Genomic DNA, 20,089 nt, shown 5'->3' on the forward strand with positions numbered 1-20,089 from the left:
GTTCAGTCGCGCGGGCTGGCGTCGCGATACGTGCGGCGCAGCAGCTCGTGGAAGTGATGCACCGCGTTTTCGCGCAGCGGATTGAGCCGGCCGGCTTCATACGAACCCGAGGCGAGGCCGCGCTGCACGTCCTCGCAGATCGTCACGTCCTCGCCCTGCACTTCGTCGCTGAAGGCGATGTCCCTGGCGCGGCGCGCGATGCCGGCTTCGCTGCTGTCCGGCGCGTAGTAGAAGTCGAATTCGATCCGGCAACGGTCCAGCCCCAGCGGCAGCACGCGATTGGTCTGCAGGCGACCGGGCAGGATGTTCAGCATCGTGTTCGGATACAGGAAGTAGTACAGCGCCTCGCCGCTGCCGTACAGCTCGTCGCCGCTCTCCAGCGGGCTGAACTGGAACGAGTACCACGGCGCCGTCTCGGTGACGTAGCTGCGGTAGTCGAGCAGGCTGTTGAGGCCCGGATGGATCTGCGGCACGTGGTAACCCTCCAGGTAGTTGTCCACGTAGACCTTCCAGTTGCAGTCGATCTCCCAGCTGGCGCGATGATGGAATTCGTAGCCGTCCAGTGCACGCTCCGGCCCCAGCCGCGCATCGATGCCGGCGACGAATTCGTCGAACGGCGGCGCCTCGCCGGTGGCCACGAACACCAGCCCCTGCCACCGCTGCACGCGCACTTCCGGCAGACGGATGTCGGCGGGGTTGAAGTCCGGCGTTCGGCCCATCTCCGGGGCTCCGCGCAACACGCCGTCGAGGCCGTAGGTCCAGCCGTGATAGCGGCAGCGCAATCCGCTGGCGCCACGGCCGTCGCAGCTGGCGATCGGCCCGGCGCGATGGCGGCAGACGTTGTGGAAGGCGCGGATCGTCGTGGCATCGCTGCGCACGATCACCAGCGGCAGCCCGGCGATGGTGGTCACCACGTGGTCGCCCACGCCGGCGAGCTGGGTCTGATGACAGACCAGCTGCCAGCTGCGCCCGAATACCTGGGCGGCGTCCAGCGCCGGCATCCGCGGGTCGGTGTAGTAGCGCGCGGACAACGCCAGCGCATGGTCGAGCGGCTGCGGGGCCAGCGAGGCGGGGGCGAACAGGTCGGTCATGGACAAACTGCCGGAGGGAATGCGATGCCGGAGTATTGACTCCCGCGCGCGTCACGGGAAGGGGGCGGCTTCGCGCGACTGGAAAGTTCGGCAGGCACCGCGCCGCATCCGTCCGAAACCGCTGGTCGCAATACTCCCGGGTATAGCGGGGATCAGCCGCCTGGTCGCGTGCGCCGCCGGCCCCGGTCCGGGCTCAGCTGACCGTGCGCGGCACGAAGCGCAGCGCCACCGAGTTCATGCAGTAGCGCAGGCCGGTCGGCCGCGGGCCATCCTCGAACACGTGGCCGAGATGGCTGTCGCATCCGGCGCAACTGATCGCCGTACGGGTCATGCCGAACATGTGATCGCTGTGCTCGACCACGTTGCGGCGGGCGATCGGCTGCCAGAAGCTGGGCCAGCCGGTGCCGGAGTCGAATTGCGTGGCGGCGTCGTACAGCGCCGTGGCACAGGCCATGCAGCGGTAAAGGCCGGGCACGGCGGGCTTCTCGTGCGCGCCGCTGAACGCCCGTTCGGTGCCGTCGCGACGCATGATCTCGTAGGACGCCGGCGACAGCCGCTGGCGCCATTGCGCATCGGTCAACACCAGCTTCGGCACCTCGCGCGCACCGAGGTCGCGGCCATCGTCGCCAAAGATTTCCAGCAATACCTTGCCGGGCTTGCCGACCGGCGTGTTGGCGGCGGCGAACAGGCGGGGCGCCAGCAGGCCGCCGCCAGTCAGCAGCAGGGCACCGCCGGTGAGCGTGGCGCGCAGGAAGCGACGGCGATCCATCGCGAGGGTTTCATCGAGACGTGACATGGCAACCTCCGTGGGGATGGGGTGGGATCAGCCGAACGTGAAGGCGTATGCCTGCACACCCGGGTCGAGGAAGGTGATTTCGAACAGCCGCTCGCCGCTGCCGTTGGCCTGGCGCACCAGCTGGTACAGGCGCTGGCTGTCGATCGTGCCGTTGCCGTCGGCGTCGGTATCCATGCCGTGGTCGGCACCCGGCGGCTTGCCGTCGATGGTCACCCGGAAGCGCACCGGCTTGCCGTCGCTGCCCGGGCCCAGCACCAGGTGCAGGTCGCGGCCGCGGAAGCGGTAGGCGATGCCGCCGCCGGCCCGGTCCAGCTGCGCGTTCTCGCCATGCACGGTCCAGCGGCCATCGAGCGTCCACTGGTTGGTGCCCAGCACGGCGGGAGCGTGATAGTCCAGGGCGTCGTCATGGGCCACCTGGCCCCCGGCGAAATTCCGTGCACGGGCGTAACCGACATAGGTTTCCGGCGAGCGGGTGGAGTCGTCGGAGGCCGCGGCCTCGACCCCCTGGCGAACGTCGTTGACGTAGCCGCCGGGCAGGTTCTTCTGGCCCGCGGCGGTCAGCAGCTGGCGGATGACGTCTTCGCTTTCGTGGTAGTTGCCTTCGCCGAAGTGGTGATGGCGGATCCGGCCCTGCGCGTCGATGAAGTAGTGCGCCGGCCAGTACTGGTTGTCGAAGCCTTTCCAGATCGCGTAGCTGTTGTCCAGCGCCACCGGGTAATCCACGCCCAGGTCCTTCACCGCCCGGGCGACGTTGTCCGGGTTCTTCTCGAACGCGAACTCCGGCGCATGCACGCCGATGATCACCAGCCCATGATCCCTGTACTTGTCGGCCCAGCCGCGCACATACGGCAGGGTGCGGATGCAGTTGATGCAGGAGTACGTCCAGAAATCGACCAGCACCACCTTGCCGCGCAGCGACTCGGTCGTCAGCGGCGGGCTGTTGAGCCATTCGGTGGCACCGGCCAGTGACGGGAACGTGCCTTCCACCGGCAGCGGCTCGCCGGTCTTCAGCACCGGCTGCGGCGCCGGCGCCGGGCGTACCGCGTCGATCAGTTTCTGTTCGATGCCGCCGGTGCTGGCCAGCGAGATCCGGGTCAGCAGGCCGGTATCCAGGCCCAGCGCGATCGCGGCGACGCCGCACAACACCAGCACGCCGAGTGCGCGGCGGACCCATTCGCCCGCGCCCAGCGAGCGCTTCATCAGCGCGAACACCTTGCCGCCGATCAGCAGCGCCAGGCCCAGCGAGGTGGCCGCGCCGCCGGCGTAGGTGAGCAGCAGCAGGGTGGTCTGCACGCTGGCACCATTGAGCGCCGCGCCGGTCAGCAGCAGGCCCAGGATCGGCCCGGCGCAAGGGGCCCACAGCAGCCCGGTGGCCACGCCGAGGCCGGCCGCGCCCCAGATCGAATCACCGTTGCCATCCGAATGCCGCGACAGGCGGTTGCCCAGTGCCACGAACGGGCGGCTGATCCACTCGGCCAGATGGGTCGACAGCAGGGTCAGGCCGAGGAAGGCCAGCACCACCAGCGCCACGTAGCGGCCGTACTGGTTGGCATGTACCGCCCAGCCGCCGCCCAGCGCCGCCAGCGTGGCCACCCCTGCGAACGTGATCGCCATGCCCAGCAGCATCGGCAGGCCGTTGCGCATGAACGGCTTGTCGGAGCGGGCGAACACGAACGGCAACACCGGCAGGATGCAGGGGCTGAGGATGGTCAGGACGCCACCGAGGTAGGCGAGGATCAACACGAGCATGGTTTTTCGTCCGTGGGTGGTTGGTTGTCTGGCTATTCGCCATCCGCGCGACGGCGGTTACCTGCTTGTACGAAGTAACGTCGGCCGGGGATGCAGCGAATATCCGGCAAGCGGCCCGTTTCGGGTCACGTCTGCTGGATCGAGCATGTCGCAAGCCTTGACCGCCACCGGCTTCATGGGTCTAGATAGTGGACTTTCCCGCAAGGCGAGTCTGTTCCGGATCGTGCCAGTCGAATCCACCGTTGCCAGCACCGGCGAATCGCCCGACCAGCGTCGGGCGGCGTGGATGGCGGCTGCGCAGGCCGGCGATCGCCGCGCCTACGAGAAGCTGCTGGCCGATTCGGTCGCCCTGATCCGCGCGGCGGCGCGGCGCCAGGGCGTGGCGCACGACAACCTCGACGACGTGGTCCAGGAAACCCTGATGACCGTGCACCGCGTGCGCCACACCTTCGATCCGGCGCGCTCGTACGATGCCTGGCTCAGCGCGATCGCCAGCCGCCGGGCGATCGATGCGTTGCGCAGCCACGGCCGCCGTAACAGTCGCGAGCTGCACGACGAATATGCAGTGGACAACCATCCGGAGGCCGACGATGCCAGCGCCGCCACCGAGAGCGCCCAGCGTGCCCGGCGCCTGCGCGAAGCCATCGCGGAATTGCCGCCGGGCCAGCGCGAGGCGGCGGAGCAGTTGGGACTGCACGAGCGCTCGCTGAGCGAGGCGGCCGAGTTGACCGGACGCAATACCGGCGCGCTGAAAGTCAATCTGCATCGCGCGCTGAAGGCGCTGCGCGAACGCTTCCACGGAGAACCCTGAGGCCATGTCCGAGCTGCCATCCCATGAGGCACTGATCGACCGTCTCGGCACCGAGCTGGTGCCGGTGCGGCGGTTGCTGCCGCCCGGGCTGCGCGCCGTCGGCTGGCTGCTGGCGGTGGCGGCGATCGCCGCCGTGCTGCTGATGCATTACGGCGCAGGCGGCATGATGCGCCGGCTGGGCGGTGCGCCGGATCTGGCCTGGGCTGCGCTCGGCGCGGTGATCACCGCGATCAGCGCGGCGTGGGCGGCGTTCACCCTGGGCGTCCCCGGTCGCCGCGCGGCATGGGCATGGCTGCCGCTGCCGGGTGCGCTGCTGTGGATCGGCGCCAGCGGGCTCGGTTGCCTGCGCCAGTGGATCGCACCGGGCACCAGCGTCGCCGGCCTGCACCAGTCCGCCGACTGCCTGGTCTTCATCGTCAGCTTCTCGGTACCGCTGTCGGCGCTGCTGATCCTGATGCTGCGCCGCGCCTGCCCGTTGCGGCCGGTGCTGACGGCGGTGCTGATCGGCCTGGCCAGCGCCGCCGCCTCGGCCAGCCTGCTGGAGATCTGCCACGCCTACGATGCGGCGGCTACCGACCTGCTGACGCATGCGGCGGCGGTGGCGATCGTGGTGGGCGCCAATGCCGCGATGGGTGGGCGCCTCCTGTCGAAAGCCTGAATACTCACGCCATGCTTGTGGGAGCGATTTCAGTCGCGATGCTTCTGCTCTGAACCATACAAAAGCAAGAGCATCGCGACTGAAGTCGCTCCCACAGTCGATCTCGCCGCTGCCTCGGCAGGTTCTTCGTCAGTCGCGGAAATTGTCGAACTGAAGCGGCAGCTCCACCTCGGACTGGCGCAGCAACGCCATGGCCTGCTGCAGGTCGTCACGCTTCTTGCCGCTGATGCGCAGCTTGTCGCCATTGATCTGCGCCTCGACCTTGAGCTTGGCCGCCTTCAGCTCGCCGATCAGCTTCTTCGCCATCGGCTGCTCGATCCCCTGCTTCACGGTGATCTTCTGGCGCGAGCCGCCCAGGTTGGTTTCCGGGTCGCCCACGTCCAGCGCGCGGATGTCGATCTTTCGCGCCACCAGCCGGCCGCGCAGGATGTCCAGCATCTGCTGCAGCTGGAATTCGCTGGGTGCGCTCTGGGTGATCACGAAATCGTCCAGCGTGTACGACGCATCCTGACCCTTGAAGTCGAAACGGGTCGACAGCTCGCGGTTGGCCTGGTCGACCGCATTGGTCAGTTCGTGCTTGTCGACTTCGGAGATCACGTCAAAGGAGGGCATGGCGGCAGCTCGTGGAGAACGGTGGATCAGTGTAAGCGATGCCGCGCGCGGCGGCTGATGGATAATGCCCCGTTGCGACGCGCAGCGGAACGAGCAGGGCGATGACCGAATGAAAGTGGATGTGCTGATCGTCGGCGCCGGTGCCGCGGGCCTGATGTGCGCGATCGCCGCCGGCCAGCGCGGCCGGCGGGTGCTGGTGGTCGACCATGCGAACAAGGTCGGCAAGAAGATCCTGATGTCCGGCGGCGGCCGCTGCAACTTCACCAACACGGGCGCCGGCCCGGCCAATTTCCTCTCGGCCAACCCGCACTTCGCCAAGTCCGCGCTGGCGCGCTACACGCCGTGGGACTTCATCGCGCTGGTCGAGAAGCACGGTATCGCCTACCACGAGAAGGAACTGGGCCAGCTGTTCTGCGACGACTCCTCCAAGCAGATCGTGCGCATGCTGCTGGACGAGTGCGCCGCCGCCGGCGTCACCGTGGAGGCGAGTTGCGGCGTGCAGCGCGTGCGCAAGACGCCGGAGGGCTTCAGCGTCCGGACCGCGCGCGGCGAGGTGCATGCGGAGTCGCTGGTGGTGGCCAGCGGCGGCCTGTCGATTCCCAGCATGGGGGCCAGCGGCTTCGGCTACGAACTGGCGCGCCAGTTCGGCCACGCCGTGCTGCCGACCCGCGCCGGCCTGGTGCCGCTGACCCTCAGCGGCAAGCACCAGGAGCATTACCAGGACCTGGCGGGCGTGGCCCTGCCGCTGGCCGAGACCCGGGTCGGCAAGCAGAGCTTCCGTGCCGGCCTGCTGTTTACCCACCGTGGCCTCAGCGGCCCGTCGATCCTGCAGATTTCCTCCTACTGGCAACCCGGCGACGACCTGCGCATCGACCTGCTGCCCGACCAGGACACCGGCGACTGGCTGATCGGGCAACGCCAGGCCAGGCCGCTGGCCGAACTGAAGACCGTACTCGGCGATGTCCTGCCGAAACGGCTGGCGCAGCGCCTGTGCGAGCAATGGTTCGAGAGCCGGCCGATGCGCCAGTACCGCGAAGCCGAGCTGGCGCAGATCGGCAGCCAGCTCAACGCGTGGCCTATCACCGCCAGCGGTACCGAAGGCTACCGCACCGCCGAGGTCACCCTGGGCGGCGTCGACACCGACGGCCTGTCCTCCAGCACCATGCAGTCCCGGCTCGTCCCCGGCCTGTATTTCATCGGCGAAGTGGTCGACGTCACCGGCTGGCTCGGCGGCTACAACTTCCAGTGGGCGTGGGCGTCGGGGCAGGCCGCGGGGCAGGTGGCCTAGTCGGCGCCGTGCCCCGATGCCGCCGAGGACGCGTTGGCCACCCTTGCTGCTGCGGTGCCTTCGCCGGGCTGACCCGTCCCCTGATCCGGGATATCCGGCTTGACGCGTCGGGTCCGGAATCGCAGCATCTCCCGGGCGTTCCCGATCCGGCCACCGCGGCGATTCGGGTCAGATGGTCTTTCCTCAAGGAAGAAAATCATGGCCAAACTGGAAGACGGCAAGCTGGTCGACAAGGATGTCGAGATCAAGCTCTATCCGTCGATCGAGCACGGGACACTGGACAAGGTTTCCTCCATCGTCCTGCACCGGACGGACTCTTCCAGCGCGGCCGGCACCTTGAGCGCCTACGCCGGCGGCAAGGAGACCGGGGCCCATTTCCTGCTGGACAAGCTGGGGCACATCTACCAGACGGCGCGACTGGACCGGATCTGCTGGCACGTCGGCATCCTGGTGGCCCGCTGCCAGATGGAAAAGAGTTGCGATCCGAAAGAGCTGAAGACCATCGCTGCGTTGATGCATGAAAAGGGCGTGGCTTTCGGCCGGCGGGCGAAGAACCTGTCCCAGCACGAGGTCGGCAAGAAATATCCCATGAGATATCCGGCCAATGGCGACTCCCTGGGCATCGAGGTGGTCGGGATGTATCTGCCCGCGGAAAACGCCTTCGAGAAGCCCACGCCGGCCCAATTCAAGTCGTTGAAGTACCTGGTGGACATCCTGGTCGGAGAGTTCCGGCTGAACCGGATGAGCGATGTCTATGCACATGGTGCGATCGCCCGGAAGGAGCTTTCCGAGGGCGCGCAGCTGCTCCAGTACGTGCTCTCCGGGGTCGCTCCATGAAACGCCTGTGGCTGTGCGCGCCGCTGCTGCTGTTGGTCGCTTCGTTGCTGCAGTCCTGTGAGTCCATGCACCGGGTGGGCGGATTCGAAGTCGGCTCGCTGTCGAAGGTGATCGATCGGGACCGGCCCGATCATGCCATCTGCGATTCGCTGACGATGACGAAGGCGGATGTGGCCACGTATTTTTCCCTCGCCGACGAGGTGGATGCGGCCGAATTCCATGACGAGGCGATGATCATGCCGTGCAGATACCAGGGTTCGATCAGGATGTCCGGGCATCTCTATCGCTGGGAAATCTTTGCGGGTGGCGCCGGGTATCTGTATGACGGTGGGGCGCTGAACAAGCGCTACCTCTGCCGCAGGAAATGCCTGGCCGCGCTGCCCGAGCTGCAATGACGATCGCCTTTCCGCACGGCATCGCGCGTGGCCTCGGGCCAGGCGGCGTCGTTGCAGCGGCCGCCACGTGGCGCGGCGCGAGTGCTCTCAGGAGCGCAGGGTCGATCGGGCGACGACGGAGATTCCACGCATGCTGATCCACGGCCGGTGCCACTGCGGCAACATCGCCTTCGTGCTGGGCTGGGAGCCCGATCCCGCCGAGATTCCGGCGCGTGCCTGCGGCTGCTCGTTCTGCGTCAGGCACGGCGGCGTGTGGACCTCGCATCCGGCGGGCACCCTGAAGGTCACGGTCAAGGATCCCGCCAGGGTGTCGCGCTACGCCTTCGGCAGCCGCACCGCCGAGTTCCACGTCTGCTCCCGCTGCGGCGTGGTGCCGGTCGCCACCAGCCTGATCGACGGCCGGCTGTACGCGGTAGTCAACGTCAATGCGTTCGAGGATGTCGATCCGTCGCTGCTTCGGCATGCGGCGGCGCATCTGGATGACGAGACGAAGGAGGAGCGCCTGGCGCGGAGACAGCGCCGCTGGATAGCCGACGTCGAGTTCGTTGATGTCGGACGGTGAAGCCCGATGCCGACCTCGGCCGGGCGCATTCGGCGTCCGCGTCAGGCGGGCGGTGGCAGGGATGGACTGTGCGCACCGGTCGGCGCCGATGATGCCCAGTGAATGCGGTGCGGGTCGAAGTCGTGCTCGATCATCGGCTTGACGATGCGGAAGTACGGCGAGATGTCGAAGTCGCGCGGGGTGAACAGCTTGGAGTCGCGGATACGCAGGATTTCCTTCCGCGCGGTACGGGTGCCGGGCAGCGCCCGGTAGTCGCGATCGATGATCGGCAGGATCGGATAGCGCACGCTGTGGAACGCCTCGGCAATCAGCGTGGAACAGATCGCATGGGTCGGATCGCCCGCGCCCAGCGCCAGCATCTGCCGTCGCCAGTGTCCGGGCACCGGTGGCGTCGGCAGCAGGTAGCGCACCAGGTCGACGAGGTTGCGGATGTCGTAGCGCTGGCCGAGGCGGCGGGCGGCATGACCGATCACGCTGTCGATCTCGCTCGCCTGGAGGCCGACCGCGCGGCAGATGCGGGTGTGCACGCCGCGGTACTCGTCCAGCGCGATCGCCCGCACGCCCTCGATCACGTCGGCCTCGATCAGCACCTGCAGGCCAAGTTCCGGACGGAGCTCATGCAGCGCATCGCCGACATACAGCGCGGCATGCGACCAGCTCGACTGGGTCAGGTACTTGATGGCCGTGCTGAAACGGCTGCTGCCCTCGACCAGCAGCACGTCGCCTTTCAACAGCGAATCGCTCAGCAGATCGAACCGCGAGGTGCTGAAGTGCATTTCCACCGCGCGCGGTTTCGACAGGAACCGGGCGAGGCGGCGACCAAGCCATTGCAGTGGATGAAACAAGGTCATGCGCTCCCCCTGGTTCCAGGCATGATGAGCCGGATGACATCGCGGCCGGCCGGCCGGGGCCGATGCGACCGGACGGCGACGGAAACCCCGGTGTCAGCGCGGCACCTCCGGACACTCTACCTGACTGCGCTTTCCCGCTGCGTCGCTCGTCGCCGCGACCGGATCATGGTGACGGCATCCAGGTCGTCGCCGTACCGCTTCGGCGCATGCCGAACCGCCCGCGCTTCGCGCATCCTGAACACCGCGCGTGCTTCACTGCGCGCCGGACAATGACGAGGAGCCTTCCATGAAAGTCGGATTTATCGGTCTCGGAGCGATGGGCAGCGCGATGGCCAGCAACCTGGTCGCGGCCGGGCACACGGTGACCGTGTGGAATCGCTCCGCGGCGGCGTGCGAACCGCTGGCCTCGCTGGGTGCCAGGGTGGCGTCGACGCCCGAACGGGCGGCCCAGGGCGAGGTGCTGTGCAGCATGCTGGCGAACGACCGCGCGGTGCGCGAGGTGATCCTCGACAGCGGCCTGCTCGACGCGATGGATCGCGGCACGGTGCATGTGAATCACGCCACGATCTCGGTGGCGCTGGCGCAGGAGCTGGCGGCGGAGCATGCCCGGCGCGGGCTCGACTATGTCGCCGCGCCGGTGTTTGGTCGTCCGGACATGGCCGCCGCCGCAAAGCTGAATATCCTGGCGGCGGGCAAGCCCGCGGCGATCGAGCGGGTGCGGCCGCTGCTCGAGGCGATGGGCAGCAAGGTGTGGCCGCTGGGCGAGGCGCCGGAGCGTGCCAGCGTGGCCAAGATCGCCGGCAATTTCATGCTGGCCAGTGCGATCGAGAGCATGGCCGAGGTAACCGCGCTGACCCGTGCCTATGGCGTCAGCGCGGCGGATTTTCTCGAGGTGATGACCAACACCCTGTTCGCCTCGCCGGCCTATCAGGGCTACGGCAGGCTGATCGCGGAGCAGCGCTTCAAGCCGGCCGGATTCTCCTTGCCGCTGGGCTTCAAGGATGTGGGGCTGGCCCAGGCGGCGGCCGAGTCGGCACGGGTGCCGCTGCCGTTTGCCGGGGTGTTGCGCGACAGCCTGCTCGAGGCGATGGCTGCCGGCGACGAGGATCTCGACTGGTCGGCGCTGTCACTGGTGGCTGCAAAACGGGCGCACCTGGACGAGCGCGAGGGCCACTAGCTCCCGGGGCGTCGCGCCAGCCATTGATCGAGCTGGTTGGCGAAAGCCTGGCGGTCGCGCGGATGGAACGCGGACGGGCCGCCGGTGTCGACGCCCGAGCCGCGCAGCTCGTCCATGAAGTTGCGCATCGACAGCTGCTGGGCGATCGTTTCCGGCGTGTACATCAGGCCGCGTGGATTGATCGCCAGCGCTCCCCTGGCGATCACCAGCGCGGCCAGCGGAATGTCCTGGGTCATCACCAGGTCGCCCGCGGCGACGCGTTGCACGATCTCGTTGTCGGCCACATCGAAGCCGGCCGGCACCTGGATCGCCCGGATGAAACGCGACGGCGGCGTGCGCAGGTGCTGGTTTGCCACCAGGGTCACCATCACCCGGGCGCGCTCGGCGGCGCGGAACAGGATCTCCTTGATCACCACCGGGCAGGCGTCGGCGTCGACCCAGATTTGCGCCGCGTCGTTCAAGCGGGCGGTGTCCAGTCCAGCGTGCCGTCGATCACGGTATGGCTGCGTCCGCCGGTCCAGATGGCCTCGTGGTCGATCTGCACCACCAGCCGCGCGTCATGGCCGATCTCGCGGCCCTGGCTGACGTGGTAGCCCTGCGCCAGCGTGCCATGCGGTTCGCTCTGCGCGAGGTACGCGGCGATCAGTCCGTTGGCGGCGCCGGAGGCCGGATCCTCGACGATGCCCACGCCGGCCGGGAAGGCACGCACCACCAGCTGGTAGTCGGCATGCGCCGCCCGCGCGAACGCGCACAGCCCCATGCTGTCGCTGGCGCGCGCCAGCCTGGCGATGGCGTGGTGATCGGGCTGCCATGCGCGCAGGCTGGCCTCGTCCGCCACTTCGGTCAGCCACCAGCGCCGACCGCCGTCGACCAGGGCCGGCGGCAGCACGCCTGGTGCGATACCGGCCAGCGCCGCCGGCAGCAGCGGGTGCGCATCGCGGCCGGTGCTGACGATGCGCTCGCCGGGGGACTGCAGCAGCAGTTCGCGTTCGGCGCCACGGCCCTCGACCAGGAGGGGCAGCACGCCGGCCGCGCATTCCTGCCACAACATGCCATGGTGCGGCTCGGCCAGTCCGCACTCCAGCGCCGCATGCGCGCTGCCGATGCTGGGGTGGCCGGCGAACGGGATTTCCTTGTGCGGAGTGAAGATGCGTACGCGGTAGCTGGCCTTCGGCTCGGTCGGTGGCAGCACGAAGGTGGTCTCCACCAGCGCGGTCCAGCGCGCGAAGCGCTGCATCTGGGCGCCGCTCCAGCCATCGGCGCCGATGACCACGCCCAGATGATTGCCGCCGCCGAGGGTGGCGGCAAAGACGTCCAGATGCAGGTAGCGGAGCGAGGCCATGGTATCCGTCGGGCAGCGCGTGGCCGCTCAAAGCACGCAATGATAACCGTGTGGCGCCGATCCCGGCAGTGACCCGTTGGAATATGGGGGTGAACCCGCGGCATAAGCACCGGCCGGGTCGGCTGCGCCGGCGGCGGCAAGTCGACAAGGCCGGACCGGCGCGCCAAGATGCCAAGCTTTGCCCGCCTGCCGTGGAGCCGTTCATGCCGATTACCCTGGTCATCATCGCCATCACCTGCATCGTCTCGTTCATGGCGTTCAACAACAGCCGGCTGATGAGCGACCTGATCCTGTGGCCGCCGGCCATCACCCGTCAGCGCGAATACCACCGGCTGGTGACCTATGGCGTGGTGCATGCGGATTTCGGGCATCTGCTGTTCAACATGTTCACCCTGTTCTTTTTCGGCCGGGTGATGGAGCCGTTCTTCAGCAACTCGCTGGGCACGCTCGGCTTCGCGCTGTTCTATATCGGCGGGCTGGTGATCTCGATCCTGCCGACCTACCTGAAGAATCGCGCGAACCCGAACTACCGCAGTCTCGGCGCTTCGGGCGCCGTGTCGGCGGTGCTGTTCTCCTTCATCCTGCTGGCGCCATGGCAGCGCATCCTGGTGCTGGTGGTCCCGATGCCGGCGATCGTCTATGCGGTGCTGTACACCGGCTACTCGATCTACATGGATCGGCGCGGGCAGGGCAACGTCAACCACAGCGCGCACCTGTGGGGCGCCGCGTACGGAGTGATCTTCGCCATCCTGGTGAACCCTCGGGTGCTGCCGCATTTCATCGACGCCCTGACCCATCCGAGCTTCTGACAAGCGGCAGCCCATCTTCGGGACAGGCATTTCGTCACGCCGGAGATGAACGCTTCGTGCGGTGCGGAATGCCGCCTGCGGTCGAGGCGTGCATACTGGTTGCGTTTCCCTTGATCACCGCTGGAGAACAAACGCATGGCTATGACCCGCAAGTCGGCTGCGAAGAAGTCCGTGGCCAGAAAGGCAACTGCCAAGAAGGCAACGGCCACGAAGGTCGTTGCGAAGAAGGCACCGGCGAGCAGCGCGAGCAGGTCGTCGCCACGCAAGGTGGCAGCGAAGAAGGCTATCGTGAAGAAGTCGGCCGTGAAGAAGGCCGCCGTGAAGAAGGCTGCGACGCGCAAGCCGGCACTGAAGAAAGCCGCGCTGAAAAAGCCCGCGGCAAAGAAGGCGGTCGCGAAGAAAGCCGCGACAAAGCGCCCGGCCGCGAAAAAGGCCGTCGCGAAGAAGCCGGTCGCCCGCAAGGCAGCCAGCAAGCAGGTCGTGAAGAAGGCCGCCGTCAAGAAAGCGGCGGCGGGCAAGCCGGTGGCCGCCAGGCGGCCGTTGGTCAAGACGGCCGTCGGCAAGGTGGCCGGCAAACCCGCCGCCAGGTCGGCTGCCAAGCCGGCGCCGAAACGGCCGGTCGCGCGCAAGCGTGCCCCGGTGGAGGTGCCGGTCCAGCACATCAGCCCGGAAGAGGCCGTGGCGCATATCCAGGCCTTGCTCGATGCCAAGCATGAGCGAGTACAGCGTGGCCCGAGCTGGCCGGGAGCCAACCCGACGCATGCGGCGGGCTCCAACGGCCAGGCACTGCACCCGCCGGTGTCCGGCGATGGCGGCGCCGGCGACGGTCGCGTGCAGACGTCCCAGCGCAACGAGCAGGGCAAGCGCAAGGGCTGATCGGGTCATCCCCGCCCCGCACGGGTCATGCGGGCACATGGCTGGCGGCTAAACGCCGCCCTGCCATGTGCCGCCGACTCAGTACGCATTCAAGCGCGATGTAATAGCGTGGTGTCGTCACTCCCGTGGAGACGGATCATGAAACGCCTGCTGGCCAGCCTTGCCCTGATCACCGCCGCGGCGGCGTTGTCGGGTTGTTATTACGATCCGGGTTACAGCTATGTGCGCAACTCCGGTTACGGCGGCGATGCCTATTACGGGCAGGGCGATGGTGCCTACTACGCGGCGCCCGGGTATTACGACGGTTATTACGGCGGTGGCTATTACGACGGCTACTACGGCTGTTGCTACGCGCCGGGCGTAAGCATCGGCATCAGCAGCGGCTGGTACGGCGGATCGCGTTATCGCGGCTATCGGGACTACCGGGGCAGCGGATACCGGGGCGACCATGATGACCACCGGGGCGACCACTGGAGGCATGGTGGCGACCACGACGGCGATCATCGTGGTCACGTGGATAGCGGGCGCGCTTCCGGCGGTGCCCGCGAGCCTCGCGCCGACCGTTCCAGCGGCCATCATGGCGGCAGCGATCGACGTGCCGATCGGCGCGATCCTCGCGATCACCGCCACTAGGCGCCACTGACGGGTGGTGCACAATCACCGGATGTTCCGGTTCCGCTTTCTGCGCCCATGCCAACACTTGTCCAGGCTCATCGCCATCATCGCGCTGGGCCTGGCGCTGTGCGCCTGCGGCAGCCTGCGCTATTACGCCCAGGCGGCGAAGGGGCAGGGTGCATTGATCGTCCATCGACGCGCCGTCAGCAAGCTGCTGAGCGACCCGGCCACCGATCCGAAGCTCGCGACGCGGCTGCGTCTGGCCCAGCAGGCCCGCCGGTTCGCCTCGCGCCAACTGGGCCTGCCGGACAATCGCAGCTATACCGGTTATGTCGCGCTGGATCGTCCCTACGTGGTCTGGAACGTGTTTGCCGCACCGCGCTTCTCGGTGGAAGCGGTGCCGCAATGCTTTCCGATCGCCGGCTGCGTGGCCTATCGCGGCTGGTTCGACGAGGCCGCCGCCAGGGCCGACGCGGCGAGATTGCAGGCACGTGGCGACGACGTCTGGGTCGGCGGTGTCCCGGCGTATTCCACCTTGGGCTGGTTCGCCGATCCAATCCTCTCGAGCATGCTGCGCTGGGACGACGACGAGCTGGCCGGCACGATCTTCCACGAACTGGCGCACCAGCTGATCTACGCCCGGGGCGACACCGCGTTCGATGAATCCTTTGCCACCTTCGTGCAGCGCGAAGGACTGCGCCAGTGGCGCTCGTCGCGCGGACTGCCGGCGCAGGACGATTCCGGGCAGGCCATGGACGACGGCTTCACCCGACAGGTGCTGGACCTGCGCCAGCGCCTGAAAGCGCTGTACGCCAGCGGCGCCGACGATGCGACGCTGGCCGCGGGCAAGCAGCGCGAGATCGCGGCATTCCGCCGCCGTTATGCCCGATGGCGCGAACGCGAGTGGCCGAAAGATCATCGCTACGACAGCTGGGTGGCGCAGCCGATCAACAATGCGCGGCTGCTGCCGTTCGGCCTGTACGATCGCTGGACGCCCGCGTTCGAGGTGCTGTTCCGGCGTGCCGGTCGCAGCTGGCCGGCGTTCTATGCCAGCGTGCGCCAGCTGGCGCACGAGCCGAAGGCCCGGCGCGATCGCGAGCTGCAGTCATTGCTGCCCTCCCGCGACATGACCGTGACGCAGGCGACCGCACCGCGCGACTGAACGGTCAGGGCATGGCGGGTTGCCACGCAGGCAGCGCGACCTGCAGCAGTTCCCCGTCGTCGGAGCAGTCGTCGAATTGCGGCTGCATGCCGGACGGAACCACGAATGCGTCGCCTGCCGTCAGCCGCGTCGCGGGCAGCCGGTCGACGCGCAGGCTCATGCTTCCCCGCAGCACGAAGCCAAACGCGAACATCCGGTCCTGCAATGCGGGCACGTCGGCAGATTCGCTTGCCGGTTCCCGGCGCAACACCCGCGCATCGACCAGTCCGCCGGTGGCTGCGGCGAGACCGAGGTCGCGCAGCGCCCAACCGGAGTCCGGCAGGTGGCTCCAGCGCGCCTTTTCCGCCTGGTGGAACACGAAGCGCTGGCCGTCGTAATCGCGGGCCGGCAACCGGCGGCCGGTCGGCAGCTGCATCGTGTGGTCCAGATGGGTCATGTGTTCGGCCGGGCTGCCGATCTCGATCACCTCCAGGCCGTCCGACGATTCCAGCACCCGATGCCGGATGCGCGGCGGTTGCAGTACGCAGTCGCCCGCGCGCATCACGAACGGGTCGCCCTGATCCTCGTAAACCAGGCGTACCCAGCCGCGATGGCAGTAGATCAGCTGCAGGCGGATGTCGTGATAGTGCACGTTGTCGCCCACCGGGCCGCCGACGGGGATGCGGATATGCGAGGCGATGAACTGGCCGCCCTGGCGATCGGGGATCAGATCGCGGTACTGCATGCCGGCACGACCGGATTTCCAGGCGCCCGGCCGGTCGTCGAAGTGCTGGATGCCCGGGCTGGGCTGCAGTGGCGGCAGGCGTATCGGAAGTCGGGCCGGGCCGAACTCGATGCGGGTGCGGTTGGGTGCGACGAGCGCTGCGCGGTCGACGCCCCGGGCGGTGCCCAGGCGGAGCACGCCGGCATCGCCTTCATGGGCCGTGTCCAGCCGCAGGCGCAGGCCGTAGCCGCTGAGCTGGGCAATCCGCGGATCATCGGCGGGCATGATGCTGTCGAGGCGGAACCCGAGCGTGTCGACGAAGAAGCGCAGGGTCTCGGAGAGGTTGCCGGCGGGCAGCACGCACTCCGCCAGTTCGATCTCGGGGTCGGCAGCAGTTTCAGGCATGCGTGGGGATCCCTGCTCGGTTGCGATGGCTGGAAGTATGCCGCCGATGGGTGCGACACGGGCAGGGCGCGCGATCGTGCGCAGCGGATCGCATGGCCGGTTCCGGTCGGCGTGTCCTCCTCACGGCGCGCCGGCAGTCGTCGCCTTGCGCCCCGCCATGTGCCGCAGATACGCCAGCAACGCGTCCAGCTCCACATCGGACAGCGTCTGTCGATCGAAGCCGGACATCTTCGCCTGCGGCCAGCGGTGCAGCGACTGCGGGTTGCGGACGTAGGCACGCAGCAGCTCGTTGCCCAGGTATTCGGTGGGATTGTGCGGCAGGTTCAGATCCGGTCCGAGTTTCGCGTCACCCTCGCCGTTCAGCGTATGGCAGGCGAAGCAGGTGCGCTGGAACACCGCGAAGCCACGTCGCACTTCGCTGCCCGCCGGCAGGGACGGATCGGGCAGGATCGCCGGAAAGCGTTCGGCCACGCCAGCCAGCTGGCGGATCGCGGCGAGCTGGTATGGCCACTGCTCGGGGCCGATGTGCGCGGCCTGCGGCTGTGTCCAGACCAGATAGAACGGACCGGCATGGCCATGGCCGCTGGCAAGCGCCGGCCATGGCTGCGCCGGATCCTCGATCGCCAGCCAGGCCACACTGCCGTGACCGTTCAGGATCAGCGCGGCCGGAATCTCGGCGGCAAAGCCGTCGGTGGCGACGAACTGCAGATGATCGTCGGGCGCTATGCCGTCGAGCAGGGCGCGCAGCGGTATCGCGCGGTAGTGCATGACCCGCCCGAACGCCACGTCGGCCGGTACCGTGATGCGGCGGACATCCTTGCGCTGCAGCAGCTCGGCGGTGTGGTAGACGCGGACGCCATGGCCCAGCTCGAGCTTCAGTTCGGCCGCCCGGATCGTCGGCGCGAGGGCCAGCAGGTTCAGGGCCAGGCCCGCCAACAACCGTTTCAAGGTGTTCCCGTGCAAGACAGTTGCCCCTGTGTGCTTGATTCGTGCGGTCATCGGCAGCCACGCCGGTTCACCGCGATCACGCCCTTCAGCGGCCGGATCCGGTGCGGCCATCGACTGCGGGTGGGGCGATGGTAGCGCCGAACCGCGCGATCATGCGGCGCCTCGTGTGCGGGGGCGGCCGGGGTTCGGTGGGGGTGGTCACGCGGCCCTCGAAATTCGTTCGGCCGTCTACATCATTTTCACGTCTCGATACCATCGGGAGGCGGATCATCCCGTCGATGAGCAATGGCTCTTCGATGTATTCGTGGAGGGGGCGCGCGAAAGTGAGCTGTAGCCGCGCTGAATATCGCCCCGGCAGACCTTGAACCTTTTTCCGGTCGACCGCACTAACCTTTTGTATCGCCGTGAGGGCGACAGGAAGCGGCACAGATCACCGTGTTGCTGAGGGGCTGGTCTTTCCTCCTCTGGAGACCGCCTGACAAACCTCATCAGTCCTCCCCTGGCTGATGAGGTTTTTTTTTGCCTCCGCCGGGCAGTTCACGGGGGGAGGCCTCCGGCATGGATAATGGTCGGCGCAGGCAACCCCTTCCCCGCTTGAGCCACTGATGATCATCGATTCGCTGCTCGACACCGACCTGTACAAGTTCTCGATGATGCAGGTGGTGCTGCATCAGTATCCGGCCGCACAGGTCGAGTACCGTTTCAAGTGTCGCAACCCGGGCATCGACCTGGTGCCATGCATCGCGGAAATCCGCGCCGAGCTGGCGGCGCTGTGCCAGCTGCGTTTCACCGTGGACGAGCTGGACTATCTGCGCAGCTGGCGCTTCATCAAGAGCGACTTCGTGGATTTCCTGGGGCTGTTCCAGCTCAACGAGAAGTACGTGCAGATCAGCCCCGCGGCGGCGGGCAACGGCGAGATCGAGATCCGCATCCGCGGACCGTGGCTGCACACGATCCTGTTCGAGGTGCCGCTGCTGGCGATCGTCAACGAGGTGTATTTCCGGCGGACCAGCGCAGGCCTGGATCTTGCCGAGGGTCGACGGCGACTGCGCGAGAAGATCGCGCTGTTGCGCGATACGCCGGACTACGCGGGTTGCCGGATCGCCGACTACGGCACGCGTCGGCGTTACTCGCGGACGTGGCATGAGGAAGTGGTGACCACGCTGCGTGACGATCTGGGGGCGCAACTGGCCGGCACCAGCAACGTGTGGCTGGCGCGCAAGCTGCAGCTGACCCCGCTGGGTACGCTGGCGCACGAATACCTGCAGGCGCACCAGGCACTGGGCCCGCGCCTGCGTGATTCGCAGGTGGCCGCGCTGGAGGCATGGGCGAGGGAGTATCGCGGCGATCTCGGCATCGCGTTGTCCGATGTCTACGGACTCAACGCGTTCCTGCGCGATTTCGACATGTACTTCTGCAAGCTGTTCGACGGTACCCGGCACGACTCCGGTGATCCGTTCGAATGGGGCGAGAAGGTACTCGCGCACTACGGCGCGAACCGGGTGGATCCGCGCAACAAGGTGCTGGTCTTCAGCGACGGGCTCGACATTCCCAAGGTGATGCAGCTGTACACGCACTTCCGTGGGCGCTGCCTGCTGGCGTTCGGCGTCGGCACCAACCTCACCAATGACGTGGGGCCGCAGCCGCTCAACATCGTGATCAAGATGATCCGCTGCAACGGCCAGCCGGTGGCCAAGCTGAGCGATTCGCCCGGCAAGAACATGTGCGAGGACAAGGCCTACGTGACGTACCTGCGGCAGGTGTTCGAGATTCCCGCCGTCGAGGACTGAGCCGCGCCGGGTAGCGATCCGGCGGCTGCGTCCCGCGGGTGCACGGCCGGACTTCGCCGGGTGACCGGCGCGATGGCGTAGACTGCCTGATCAGGTCTTCTTTCGACGGAGTGCGTGCATGTCAAGTGTCTACGATTTCACTGTCAACGATATCGACGGCAAGCCCCGCTCGCTGGCCGAATGGCGTGGCAAGAGGCTGTTGATCGTCAATGTCGCGTCCAAGTGTGGTTTCACCCCGCAATACAAGGGACTGGAAACGCTGTGGCAGGACCAGCGTGACATCGGGCTGGTGGTGCTGGGTTTTCCGTGCGACCAGTTCGGTCATCAGGAACCCGGCGACGAGGCCGAGATCAAGAGCTTCTGCACGACCCAGTACGACGTCACCTTCCCGATGTTCGCCAAGGTCGAGGTGAACGGCGACAACGCCGATCCGCTGTACAAGTGGCTTAAGAGCGAGGGCAAGGGCATCCTCGGCAGCGAAGCGATCAAATGGAACTTCACCAAGTTCCTGGTCGATACCGAGGGTCAGGTGGTGAAGCGCTACGCTTCCACCGACACGCCGGAGAAGATCGGCAAGGACATGCTGGTCCGACTCGGCGGCTGAACCCGGAC

General features: G+C 67.5%; 22 protein-coding genes. 13 read left to right on the forward strand and 9 right to left on the reverse strand.

Features of this window, described 5'->3' with window-relative positions; translation table 11 throughout:
- Positions 1-2: 2 nt before the first annotated feature.
- From ACFPPA_RS04995 to ACFPPA_RS05005, 3 genes are all read right to left on the reverse strand, one after another.
- On the reverse strand, positions 3-1,091 hold the full coding sequence (locus ACFPPA_RS04995) for an aromatic ring-hydroxylating oxygenase subunit alpha (protein ID WP_377317850.1): 1,089 nt from the start codon (positions 1,089-1,091) through the stop codon (positions 3-5).
- 193 nt (positions 1,092-1,284) lie between these two features.
- On the reverse strand, positions 1,285-1,887 hold the full coding sequence (msrB, locus tag ACFPPA_RS05000; RefSeq protein WP_377317852.1) for a peptide-methionine (R)-S-oxide reductase MsrB: 603 nt from the start codon (positions 1,885-1,887) through the stop codon (positions 1,285-1,287).
- A 27-nt stretch (positions 1,888-1,914) separates the two neighbouring features.
- Positions 1,915-3,636, reverse strand: coding sequence for a cytochrome c biogenesis protein DipZ (locus ACFPPA_RS05005; protein WP_377317854.1), 1,722 nt, complete (start codon positions 3,634-3,636; stop codon positions 1,915-1,917).
- Positions 3,637-3,781: 145 nt separating this feature from the next.
- Here ACFPPA_RS05005 and ACFPPA_RS05010 point away from each other — a divergent pair, with 145 nt between their 5' ends.
- Complete coding sequence (locus tag ACFPPA_RS05010; RefSeq protein WP_377317856.1) at positions 3,782-4,447, forward strand: RNA polymerase sigma factor; 666 nt, start codon at positions 3,782-3,784, stop codon at positions 4,445-4,447.
- Between the two features lie 4 nt (positions 4,448-4,451).
- Positions 4,452-5,105: an NrsF family protein gene (locus ACFPPA_RS05015; RefSeq protein WP_377317858.1), complete on the forward strand. Its 654-nt coding sequence runs from the start codon at positions 4,452-4,454 to the stop codon at positions 5,103-5,105.
- Between the two features lie 129 nt (positions 5,106-5,234).
- Here the strand turns inward: ACFPPA_RS05015 and ACFPPA_RS05020 are convergent, their stop codons facing one another.
- The gene (locus tag ACFPPA_RS05020) at positions 5,235-5,717 is read right to left on the reverse strand and encodes a YajQ family cyclic di-GMP-binding protein (RefSeq protein ID WP_377317860.1); all 483 of its coding nucleotides are present in this window, start codon (positions 5,715-5,717) and stop codon (positions 5,235-5,237) included.
- Positions 5,718-5,826: 109 nt separating this feature from the next.
- Between ACFPPA_RS05020 and ACFPPA_RS05025 the strand changes: the two genes are divergently transcribed.
- The 4 genes from ACFPPA_RS05025 (at position 5,827) to ACFPPA_RS05040 (ending at position 8,799) form a co-directional block, all read left to right on the forward strand.
- Positions 5,827-7,005, forward strand: a complete 1,179-nt coding sequence (locus ACFPPA_RS05025) for a BaiN/RdsA family NAD(P)/FAD-dependent oxidoreductase (RefSeq protein ID WP_377317862.1) — start codon at positions 5,827-5,829, stop codon at positions 7,003-7,005.
- A 198-nt stretch (positions 7,006-7,203) separates the two neighbouring features.
- Positions 7,204-7,842: a peptidoglycan recognition protein family protein gene (locus tag ACFPPA_RS05030; RefSeq protein ID WP_377317864.1), complete on the forward strand. Its 639-nt coding sequence runs from the start codon at positions 7,204-7,206 to the stop codon at positions 7,840-7,842.
- On the forward strand, positions 7,839-8,237 hold the full coding sequence (locus ACFPPA_RS05035; RefSeq protein WP_377317866.1) for a hypothetical protein: 399 nt from the start codon (positions 7,839-7,841) through the stop codon (positions 8,235-8,237). The genes ACFPPA_RS05030 and ACFPPA_RS05035 overlap by 4 nt, the downstream gene beginning before the upstream one ends.
- Before the next feature lie 130 nt (positions 8,238-8,367).
- A complete protein-coding gene (locus ACFPPA_RS05040) occupies positions 8,368-8,799 on the forward strand; it encodes a GFA family protein (RefSeq protein ID WP_377317868.1) in 432 nt (143 codons plus the stop codon).
- Between the two features lie 41 nt (positions 8,800-8,840).
- Here ACFPPA_RS05040 and ACFPPA_RS05045 read toward each other — a convergent pair whose 3' ends face one another.
- On the reverse strand, positions 8,841-9,650 hold the full coding sequence (locus tag ACFPPA_RS05045; RefSeq protein WP_377317870.1) for a YiiX/YebB-like N1pC/P60 family cysteine hydrolase: 810 nt from the start codon (positions 9,648-9,650) through the stop codon (positions 8,841-8,843).
- A gap of 286 nt (positions 9,651-9,936) precedes the next feature.
- On the opposite strand from ACFPPA_RS05045, the gene ACFPPA_RS05050 reads away from it, so the two are divergent.
- Positions 9,937-10,827 carry an NAD(P)-dependent oxidoreductase gene (locus tag ACFPPA_RS05050; protein ID WP_377317872.1) on the forward strand — a complete coding sequence of 297 codons (891 nt, stop codon included), beginning with the start codon at positions 9,937-9,939 and terminating at the stop codon, positions 10,825-10,827.
- Here the strand turns inward: ACFPPA_RS05050 and ACFPPA_RS05055 are convergent.
- Both ACFPPA_RS05055 and ACFPPA_RS05060 read right to left on the reverse strand, forming a co-directional pair.
- A complete protein-coding gene (locus tag ACFPPA_RS05055; RefSeq protein WP_377317874.1) occupies positions 10,824-11,288 on the reverse strand; it encodes a YaiI/YqxD family protein in 465 nt (154 codons plus the stop codon). The genes ACFPPA_RS05050 and ACFPPA_RS05055 overlap by 4 nt on opposite strands.
- Positions 11,285-12,169 (reverse strand): PhzF family phenazine biosynthesis protein, encoded by an 885-nt coding sequence (locus tag ACFPPA_RS05060; RefSeq protein WP_377317876.1) that lies wholly within the window; start codon positions 12,167-12,169, stop codon positions 11,285-11,287. Before ACFPPA_RS05060 ends, ACFPPA_RS05055 begins: the two co-directional genes overlap by 4 nt.
- A 203-nt stretch (positions 12,170-12,372) precedes the next feature.
- On the opposite strand from ACFPPA_RS05060, the gene ACFPPA_RS05065 reads away from it, so the two are divergent.
- From ACFPPA_RS05065 to ACFPPA_RS05080, 4 genes are all read left to right on the forward strand, one after another.
- On the forward strand, positions 12,373-12,978 hold the full coding sequence (locus ACFPPA_RS05065) for a rhomboid family intramembrane serine protease (RefSeq protein WP_377317878.1): 606 nt from the start codon (positions 12,373-12,375) through the stop codon (positions 12,976-12,978).
- 288 nt (positions 12,979-13,266) lie between these two features.
- Entirely contained in the window at positions 13,267-13,854 is a 588-nt protein-coding gene (locus ACFPPA_RS05070) for a histone H1-like repetitive region-containing protein (RefSeq protein WP_377317880.1), read from the forward strand.
- A 138-nt stretch (positions 13,855-13,992) separates the two neighbouring features.
- On the forward strand, positions 13,993-14,487 hold the full coding sequence (locus ACFPPA_RS05075) for a hypothetical protein (RefSeq protein ID WP_377317882.1): 495 nt from the start codon (positions 13,993-13,995) through the stop codon (positions 14,485-14,487).
- 67 nt (positions 14,488-14,554) lie between these two features.
- Positions 14,555-15,631 (forward strand): aminopeptidase, encoded by a 1,077-nt coding sequence (locus ACFPPA_RS05080; RefSeq protein WP_377317884.1) that lies wholly within the window; start codon positions 14,555-14,557, stop codon positions 15,629-15,631.
- Between the two features lie 4 nt (positions 15,632-15,635).
- On the opposite strand, the gene ACFPPA_RS05085 is transcribed toward ACFPPA_RS05080, so the two are convergent.
- Together ACFPPA_RS05085 and ACFPPA_RS05090 are read right to left on the reverse strand one after the other, a co-directional pair.
- A complete protein-coding gene (locus ACFPPA_RS05085; protein WP_377317886.1) occupies positions 15,636-16,739 on the reverse strand; it encodes a cupin domain-containing protein in 1,104 nt (367 codons plus the stop codon).
- A 120-nt stretch (positions 16,740-16,859) separates the two neighbouring features.
- Complete coding sequence (locus tag ACFPPA_RS05090; protein ID WP_377317888.1) at positions 16,860-17,687, reverse strand: cytochrome c; 828 nt, start codon at positions 17,685-17,687, stop codon at positions 16,860-16,862.
- 605 nt (positions 17,688-18,292) lie between these two features.
- On the opposite strand from ACFPPA_RS05090, the gene pncB reads away from it, so the two are divergent.
- On the forward strand, positions 18,293-19,477 hold the full coding sequence (gene pncB, locus ACFPPA_RS05095) for a nicotinate phosphoribosyltransferase (RefSeq protein WP_377317890.1): 1,185 nt from the start codon (positions 18,293-18,295) through the stop codon (positions 19,475-19,477).
- Positions 19,478-19,595: 118 nt separating this feature from the next.
- A complete protein-coding gene (locus ACFPPA_RS05100; protein ID WP_377317892.1) occupies positions 19,596-20,081 on the forward strand; it encodes a glutathione peroxidase in 486 nt (161 codons plus the stop codon).
- Positions 20,082-20,089: the final 8 nt, after the last annotated feature.

Origin of the sequence: Rhodanobacter ginsengisoli, from assembly GCF_042657065.1 — a bacterium.
GTDB classification, from domain to species: domain Bacteria; phylum Pseudomonadota; class Gammaproteobacteria; order Xanthomonadales; family Rhodanobacteraceae; genus Rhodanobacter; species Rhodanobacter ginsengisoli.

Excerpts from the sequence above, each read along its gene's own strand:
- ACFPPA_RS05035 (WP_377317866.1), top strand. The coding sequence starts at position 7,839 with ATGAAACGCCTGTGGCTGTGCGCGCCGCTGCTGCTGTTGGTCGCTTCG.
- ACFPPA_RS05030 (WP_377317864.1), top strand. The coding sequence starts at position 7,204 with ATGGCCAAACTGGAAGACGGCAAGCTGGTCGACAAGGATGTCGAGATC.
- ACFPPA_RS05040 (WP_377317868.1), top strand. The coding sequence starts at position 8,368 with ATGCTGATCCACGGCCGGTGCCACTGCGGCAACATCGCCTTCGTGCTG.
- ACFPPA_RS04995 (WP_377317850.1), bottom strand. The coding sequence starts at position 1,091 with ATGACCGACCTGTTCGCCCCCGCCTCGCTGGCCCCGCAGCCGCTCGAC.
- ACFPPA_RS05065 (WP_377317878.1), top strand. The coding sequence starts at position 12,373 with ATGCCGATTACCCTGGTCATCATCGCCATCACCTGCATCGTCTCGTTC.
- ACFPPA_RS05085 (WP_377317886.1), bottom strand. The coding sequence starts at position 16,739 with ATGCCTGAAACTGCTGCCGACCCCGAGATCGAACTGGCGGAGTGCGTG.
- ACFPPA_RS05100 (WP_377317892.1), top strand. The coding sequence starts at position 19,596 with ATGTCAAGTGTCTACGATTTCACTGTCAACGATATCGACGGCAAGCCC.
- ACFPPA_RS05025 (WP_377317862.1), top strand. The coding sequence starts at position 5,827 with ATGAAAGTGGATGTGCTGATCGTCGGCGCCGGTGCCGCGGGCCTGATG.
- ACFPPA_RS05015 (WP_377317858.1), top strand. The coding sequence starts at position 4,452 with ATGTCCGAGCTGCCATCCCATGAGGCACTGATCGACCGTCTCGGCACC.
- ACFPPA_RS05050 (WP_377317872.1), top strand. The coding sequence starts at position 9,937 with ATGAAAGTCGGATTTATCGGTCTCGGAGCGATGGGCAGCGCGATGGCC.
- ACFPPA_RS05075 (WP_377317882.1), top strand. The coding sequence starts at position 13,993 with ATGAAACGCCTGCTGGCCAGCCTTGCCCTGATCACCGCCGCGGCGGCG.
- pncB (WP_377317890.1), top strand. The coding sequence starts at position 18,293 with ATGATCATCGATTCGCTGCTCGACACCGACCTGTACAAGTTCTCGATG.
- msrB (WP_377317852.1), bottom strand. The coding sequence starts at position 1,887 with ATGTCACGTCTCGATGAAACCCTCGCGATGGATCGCCGTCGCTTCCTG.
- ACFPPA_RS05060 (WP_377317876.1), bottom strand. The coding sequence starts at position 12,169 with ATGGCCTCGCTCCGCTACCTGCATCTGGACGTCTTTGCCGCCACCCTC.
- ACFPPA_RS05020 (WP_377317860.1), bottom strand. The coding sequence starts at position 5,717 with ATGCCCTCCTTTGACGTGATCTCCGAAGTCGACAAGCACGAACTGACC.
- ACFPPA_RS05005 (WP_377317854.1), bottom strand. The coding sequence starts at position 3,636 with ATGCTCGTGTTGATCCTCGCCTACCTCGGTGGCGTCCTGACCATCCTC.
- ACFPPA_RS05010 (WP_377317856.1), top strand. The coding sequence starts at position 3,782 with ATGTCGCAAGCCTTGACCGCCACCGGCTTCATGGGTCTAGATAGTGGA.
- ACFPPA_RS05045 (WP_377317870.1), bottom strand. The coding sequence starts at position 9,650 with ATGACCTTGTTTCATCCACTGCAATGGCTTGGTCGCCGCCTCGCCCGG.